We start from the raw sequence: 7,202 nt of genomic DNA, 5'->3' as shown, positions 1-7,202 counted from the left end.
AGCGCCGCCGAAGGTGCTGCCGACGAGGCTCAGCCGTCGGGTGATGACGCTCCGGAAGCACCGGCTCTCGCCGCTTCCGAATAAGCGAAGTCGCAATCCTCAGCCTGTCCAGTGCAGGCACCAAAAACCCGGCCCTTAGCGGCCGGGTTTTTCTTTGTCCGGCCACCGCTGATCAGCCTTTGTGCTGGTCAGCTCTTGGCACTGTCGACGATGAGCGCAGCAAGGTTGCTGCTCGCGGCCGTCTCGCTTGTGCGCCCACGGATCAGTTCGCGGCCGATCGCTTCGGCCGCGCCGGCGATACCGGTGCAGCGAAGCCTCAGATCGTCTTCAGCGATTTCCGAGAAGGGGGAGAGGGCGGTCTTGATCATGGCGACGTAGTCGTCGACCTGCTGTTGCTGCGTGGCGATCATGTCGGCATTGCCGCGCAGCGCGCCGGAGATCGCCTGCCATTCCTCGCCGCTTTCGACCGCACAGTCGATGTAGACCGAACTGATGATGTCGGCGACCGCATCGAGCCGACTGGAGGCACCCTCCAGCGCCACCCTCAGTTTCTCGGTGTGCCGGTCTTCGATTTCCTGGGAGAGGGCGATCAAAAGCCCCTCGCGCGTGCCAAAGTGTTCGTAGGCGATCGGCTTGCTGACGCCGGCGCTTTCGGCGAGATGGCCAAGCGTCAGGGCGTCGGCGCCCCGTTCGCGCAGGATCTCCCTTGCGGTCTCGAGCAACTGGGCGCGTCGCTCCGGCTTGGCAAGCTTTCGGCCCTTCGTCCGGCTCATCGATCAGAATCCTCTTTTCGCGTCGGCTCACGCCTCTTGAAAGTGGCCTTCGGCATCTTACTTACCAATAGTAAGTTACTAATGGTAAGTTTGGTAGGTGCCGCTTACCTCTCGTTTAGGAGATAGGAAGATGTCGAGCAAGTTTCTGCCCGTTTTGATCATTGGCGGTTCCGGGGTCGTCGGGTCGCAGGCCGCAAAGATCATTCGTCGTCTGCACCCGGCGCTGCCGATCGCGATCGGTGGTCGCGATCTTGGCAAGGCCGAAGCGGTCGCGCGTGAGGTTGGCGATGCAATCGGGGTCAGTGTTGACCTCGGGCGACCGGATCTCGGCCTCGGCGCCGAGCACCGCTTCAGTGCGGTCGTCATCTTCCTGAAAGACGAAAAACTGAGTTCGATGCGCTACGCCCAGCGCCACGGCATTCCCTATATCAGCCTCTCGAGCGGCACCTTCGAGGTCGGTCCGGAGATGGCGCAGTACATCCACGCGCCGGACAGCGCGCCGATCTTGCTCGCCAGTCACTGGCTTGCAGGTGCTGCGATCTTCCCGATCCTCGACTTTGCCAAAGCCTATGAGGCGATCGACGCGATCCGCATCGGGGTCCTGCTCGACGAAGAGGACATGGGCGGGCCGGCAGCGCTTGCCGATTACAACCGCATCACCGGTCTCGCGCCCGCGGCCTTGACCGTCACGGATGGCAAGTTCCACTGGGCCGGCGGCGAGGATTCCAAGGCGCGCTTCAGAAGCGTTGACGGCGTCGAGCTCGAAGCGACCGCCTATTCGCCCTTCGACGTCATGGCGCTTTCGGCCCGCACCAACGCCAGCGATATCCGGCTGGATCTTGCCTATAGCGTTTCCGCGAGCAGGCGGCGCGGCGAGCCGTTCTCGACCGAGATCGCCATCGATATCAAGGGCCGCGACAAGCATGGCGAGCCGGTCGACCGTCGGTATGAGATCGTGCACCCTCAGGGCCAGGCGCCGTTGACGGCCCTTGGCGTCGCCCTTGCGGTCGAGCGCATGCTCGGCCTTGAGGGCGGGGCAGCCCCGGCGCCGGGGCTCTATCTGCCGGAGGTCCTGATCGACCCGGGCTACTACGTGCGGCGGATGAAGGATTTCGGCGCGACCTTTGCCGAGCGGACGCCCGCGGCATAGGCAATCTGGCGGCCGCGTTGCCCTTTTGGTGCGCGGCCGCCTCGCGGTTGCAGATTTCCGTCTCAGGAGCGTCGCGAGGCTCTTTAATTTCCAAAATCGCTGCCCCATATTCGCTTCGGACGCGTTGATCCGACGCAAAGCGGGGATCGCGCCACACTGACAGGCTTGCCGAATGCGGGAGCCTGATCCTGAAACACCGACGGGTGCCATGATGGGCCTGCCGGGATATGGAGGTAGAGTATGAATATCGAAAAATATTCTGAGCGCGTGCGCGGTTTTCTGCAGTCGGCGCAGACCTATGCGCTGGCGCAAGGACACCAGCAGTTCACGCCCGAGCATGTGCTGAAGGTACTGCTCGATGACGACCAGGGCATGGCCGCCTCGCTGATCGAGCGGGCCGGTGGTGATGCTCGCGAAGCGCGCGCCGGCAATGACGCAGCGCTGGCAAAGCTCCCCAAGGTTTCCGGCGGCAACGGTTCCGTCTATCTGTCGCAGCCGCTCGCGCGGGTGTTTTCGAGTGCCGAAGACGCAGCCAAGAAGGCCGGCGACAGCTTCGTCACCGTCGAGCGCCTGTTGTTGGCGCTGGCGATCGAAAGCTCGGCTGCCACCGCCGATGTGTTGAAGAAGGCCGGTGTCACGCCGACCAAGCTCAACCAGGTGATCAACGACATCCGCAAGGGCCGCACCGCCGACAGCGCCAATGCCGAGCAGGGTTTCGACAGCCTGAAGAAATACGCGCGTGACCTGACGGCCGATGCGCGTGAGGGCAAGCTCGACCCGGTCATCGGCCGCGACGACGAGATCCGCCGTACCATCCAGGTGCTGTCGCGCCGCACCAAGAACAATCCGGTTCTGATCGGTGAGCCCGGCGTCGGCAAGACCGCGATCGCCGAAGGTTTGGCGCTGCGCATCGTCAATGGCGACGTGCCGGAAAGCCTCAAGGACAAGCGGCTGATGGCGCTCGATCTGGGTGCGTTGATTGCCGGTGCGAAGTTCCGCGGTGAGTTCGAGGAACGGCTGAAGGCCGTGCTCAACGAGGTGCAGGCCGAAAACGGCGAGATCATCCTGTTCATCGACGAGATGCACACGCTGGTCGGGGCCGGCAAGGCCGATGGCGCCATGGACGCCTCCAACCTTTTGAAGCCGGCGCTGGCGCGCGGTGAGCTGCATTGCGTTGGCGCGACCACGCTCGACGAATACCGAAAGCACGTCGAAAAGGACGCGGCCCTTGCCCGTCGCTTTCAGCCGGTCATGGTCGAGGAGCCGACGGTCGAGGACACGATCTCGATCCTGCGCGGTCTGAAGGAAAAGTACGAGCAGCACCACAAGGTCCGGATCTCGGATTCGGCCCTGGTTGCCGCCGCGACCCTTTCGAACCGCTACATCACCGACCGGTTCCTGCCGGACAAGGCGATCGACCTGATGGACGAAGCCGCATCGCGGCTTCGCATGCAGGTGGATTCCAAGCCGGAAGAGCTCGACGAGCTCGATCGTCGCATCATCCAGCTGAAGATCGAGCGCGAAGCCCTGAAGAAGGAAACCGACGTCTCGTCGAAGGATCGGCTGGAGAAGCTCGAATTTGATCTGGCTTCCCTCGAAGAACAGGCATCCGCGCTGACGGCCCGCTGGCAGGCGGAAAAGCAGAAGCTCGGGCGTGCCGCCGATCTCAAGAAGCAGCTCGACGAAGCCCGCAACGAGCTGGCGATCGTCCAGCGCAAGGGCGAGTTCCAGCGCGCCGGCGAACTGACCTACGGTGTCATCCCGAAGCTCGAAAAGGAGCTCTCGGACGCCGAAAGCCAGGAGAACGCCAATGCCAACCCGATGGTGCAGGAGGTCGTGACCCCCGACAACATCGCGCATGTGGTCTCGCGTTGGACCGGCATTCCGGTCGACAAGATGCTGGAAGGCGAGCGCGACAAGCTGCTTCGCATGGAAGACGAACTGGCGAAGTGGGTTGTCGGTCAGGGTGACGCCGTGCAGGCGGTTTCCCGTGCCGTCCGGCGTTCGCGCGCCGGCCTTCAGGATCCGAACCGCCCGATCGGTTCGTTCATCTTCCTGGGTCCGACCGGTGTCGGCAAGACCGAGCTGACCAAGGCGCTTGCCCGGTTCCTCTTTGACGACGAAACCGCGCTGCTGCGGGTCGACATGTCGGAATACATGGAGAAGCACTCCGTCGCCCGACTGATCGGCGCGCCTCCGGGCTATGTCGGTTACGAGGAAGGCGGTGCGTTGACCGAAGCCGTTCGGCGCCGGCCCTATCAGGTCGTGCTGTTCGACGAGATCGAGAAGGCGCATCCGGATGTCTTCAACGTGTTGCTGCAGGTGCTCGACGACGGCCGCCTCACCGATGGTCAGGGTCGCACCGTCGACTTCCGCAACACGATGATCATCATGACGTCCAACCTCGGCGCGGAATATCTGGTCGGGCTCGGCGAAAACGAGGACAGCGATGTGGTTCGCGACCAGGTGATGGAGGTGGTGAAGTCCGCCTTCCGGCCGGAGTTCCTGAACCGCGTGGACGAGATCATCCTGTTCCACCGGCTGCGCCGCTCGGAAATGGGTGCGATCGTCGATATCCAGCTCGCAAGGCTGCGCAAGCTGCTTGCCGAGCGCAAGATCACGCTGGAACTCGACGACGACGCCCGCGCGTTCCTGGCCGACAAGGGCTACGATCCGGCCTATGGTGCCCGTCCGCTGAAGCGGACGATCCAGAAGTTCGTGCAGGATCCGCTCGCCGAGAAGATCCTGCAGGGCGAGTTCCCTGATGGTTCGACCGTCAAGGTGCTCTCGGGCTCGGATCGCCTCAACTTCAAGCGCGGGGCGGGGCCGGACAAGGAAGCCGCCTAAGTCCAGCAGCGCACAAATCAAGAGGCCGCCCTTCGGGGCGGCCTTTTTGTTTGTGCGGATTTTCGAGAAGGGGAGGGGGAGGAGCGGTTAGTTGCTCGCGACCTCTGCGCCCGTGCCGTCCTTGTTCAGCAATTCGTCGATGCGGTCGCGTTCCTTCTCGAACTTCGCCATCGCATCGCCGGAAAGCGACTTGCCGCCGGGCAGGCGGATGCGCAAGGGATCGACCTTGTTGCCGTTGACGATCAGCTCGTAGTGCAGGTGCGGTCCGGTCGAGAGGCCTGTTGTGCCGACCCAGCCGATCACCTGGCCCTGGACGACCTTGTTGCCCACCTTGACGTTCTTGGCGATCGCGCTCTGGTGGTTGTAGGAGGACACGTAGCCGTTGGCATGGCGGATCAGCGTCTGGTTGCCATAGCCGCCGGAATCCCAGCCGGCCTTTTCGACGACACCGCCGCCGGCGGCGATGATCGGCGTGCCGCGCGGGGCTGCCCAGTCGACGCCGGTGTGCATGCGCGAGAAGCCGAGGATCGGATGGCGGCGCATACCGAAGCCCGAGCGGAAGTGGCCGTTCGGCACGGGGTTTCGCAAGAGGAACTGACGGATGCTTTTGCCGTCCTGGTCGAAATAGTCGATCGTGTTGTCGCTCGGATCCTGGAACCGGTAGAAGGCGGTAACGGCATCGCCGAACTTGGCGCGAACATAGAGGAGCTCGGAATCCTCCGTCGCCATGCCGCGTTCGTCGGTCACGGAAAAGAAGGCTTCGAGCGAGTCCGTCGGCTTCAGTTGCGCCTGGAAATCGACATTGCTGGCGAGCAGCTTGACGACGAGGCCGACCATGTCGGCGTTCATGCCGTAGGAAAGTGCCGCCCGGTAGATCCCGTCATAGACCCGTGGCAGATCGTGGCTGCTGGTCATGACCGGCGCGCCGTTGTCGTCGAAGGCGGTGGCGACCGCGTCAAGTCTCGGCGGCTCGGCGCCGGGCACGAAGCGACCCTTGTCGTCGACCGCCATGGTCAGCACATGCCGGTTGCGCGAATAGATCGTGGCCCGCACGATGCGTGCGTCCTGACCCTTCTGCGTCTCGCCGTTCTGAATGATGCCGATGCGCAGGACATCGCCTTCGGAAAGTTCGCTGGCGCCGAGCGCCTGGCCGAGATAGCCGGCGGCGTCTTCGGCCTGCGCCTTGGTATAGCCGGCACTGCTCATCACGGTCGCGATGTCGGTCTGGCGCCGCACCGGGATGATGTCGTCGGCGTATTCGGTGGTTTCTTCGTCGATCGTCTCGTAGGCGGCGTCGCTCTTGTTCTGCTCGACGATGCGGGCGGTCAGGCCCTGGAGAAGATCGAGCCCGTCATTCTCCGAGGCGAAGCGCTGCGGATCGACATAATAGAGCGAGGCGACCTGGGTGCTGCCTTCGGTCAGGACAGAGCCGTTGGTGCGGACATTTTCCTCGACCTCTTCGAGCGACATCGAGCTGTCGAAGGTGGCGCCGCCACGCAGCGGGAAGTCGACGGTTTTCAGCGCCACTTCGGAATCGACATTTGAGCCGTAAAGCGTGCCGGTTCGCGAAACGGGGGACTCTTCGTCTGCCTCTTCCGTCGAGAAGATCGCCAGAGGATCGAAGTCCGGATAGCTTTCCGAGGCCTGATGATTGGCGGCGAGCGCCATCTTGACGTGAACGAAGGGCTGCTTGCGCACCACCTCCTTCTCGCCGTCATGGGTCATCGTCGAGACTTCCATGATCGTCTTGTCGGCAGGCTTGGCAACGAGCTTCGGCGATAGGATGCGGCCGCCGCGAACGGCAGTTGCTTGCTCGTCGCCGTTCGAACCGGCATCGAGCGCGGCGTAGGCTTCGGCCGGGATTGCCAGCTGCTGGCGGCCGTCAAGCGCTGCAAAAAGCGCGACACCCATCAGGAGGCTAGAGGTGATCCCTGTCAGGAAGGTACCCGATAGCCAGCGCAGCGAAATCTCGCGCCTGTCGGGCGCGCGCCGGCCATGCGCCAGGATCGGCGGCTGGTCGCCAAGCGACCTGACCATGTTCTTGTCGGTGATCATGCCGAACTGAGGGTCCCCGATTTCTCTAAACCGTATTCTTGCCTGCGATACGTTGCGCGAAGGTGTGCATCTTTCACGCGGCGGAGTCAAATCACGCGCGGAAGCGGCAAGGGCGATATCCTATATATCCCAAGCCTGTCCGCGCGCCCGCATCCGCGACGCATCTTCGTTTTCGCTTAGATAGGCGGATTGTGAAAAAGGTAGGGCCAAATTGTGTCTCCACAGGCTCGGGGGAGGGGGCAAAAGTTTTTTGGGGGCGCAAAGCCCTGCGTTTGTGGGCTTTGTCAGAAATCTGTCATTTTTTCCGAAAATCCCTGTTGACGTGTCGGATGTGTGGGGTCTATAAGCCCGATCACTGACGAGGGCGGCGGCGCTGC

The 7,202-nt window shown here is 63.1% G+C and carries 4 protein-coding genes; 2 read left to right on the top strand and 2 right to left on the bottom strand.

Annotated elements, in window-relative coordinates; all coding sequences use genetic code 11:
• Positions 1–188: 188 nt before the first annotated feature.
• Positions 189–773, bottom strand: a complete 585-nt coding sequence (locus tag L981_RS31365) for a TetR/AcrR family transcriptional regulator (RefSeq protein WP_043626181.1) — start codon at positions 771–773, stop codon at positions 189–191.
• Positions 774–903: 130 nt separating this feature from the next.
• Here L981_RS31365 and L981_RS31360 point away from each other — a divergent pair, with 130 nt between their 5' ends.
• Positions 904–1,923, top strand: coding sequence for a hypothetical protein (locus L981_RS31360; protein ID WP_043626179.1), 1,020 nt, complete (start codon positions 904–906; stop codon positions 1,921–1,923).
• Positions 1,924–2,163: 240 nt separating this feature from the next.
• Positions 2,164–4,770, top strand: a complete 2,607-nt coding sequence (gene clpB, locus L981_RS31355) for an ATP-dependent chaperone ClpB (protein ID WP_043626168.1) — start codon at positions 2,164–2,166, stop codon at positions 4,768–4,770.
• Positions 4,771–4,857: 87 nt separating this feature from the next.
• Here the strand turns inward: clpB and L981_RS31350 are convergent, their stop codons facing one another.
• Positions 4,858–6,825 (bottom strand): M23 family metallopeptidase, encoded by a 1,968-nt coding sequence (locus L981_RS31350; RefSeq protein WP_043626166.1) that lies wholly within the window; start codon positions 6,823–6,825, stop codon positions 4,858–4,860.
• Positions 6,826–7,202: the final 377 nt, after the last annotated feature.

The organism is Ensifer sp. ZNC0028 (genome assembly GCF_000799055.1).
In the GTDB taxonomy this organism is placed as follows: domain Bacteria; phylum Pseudomonadota; class Alphaproteobacteria; order Rhizobiales; family Rhizobiaceae; genus Ensifer.
This window is presented reverse-complemented; position numbering and strand designations above follow the sequence as displayed.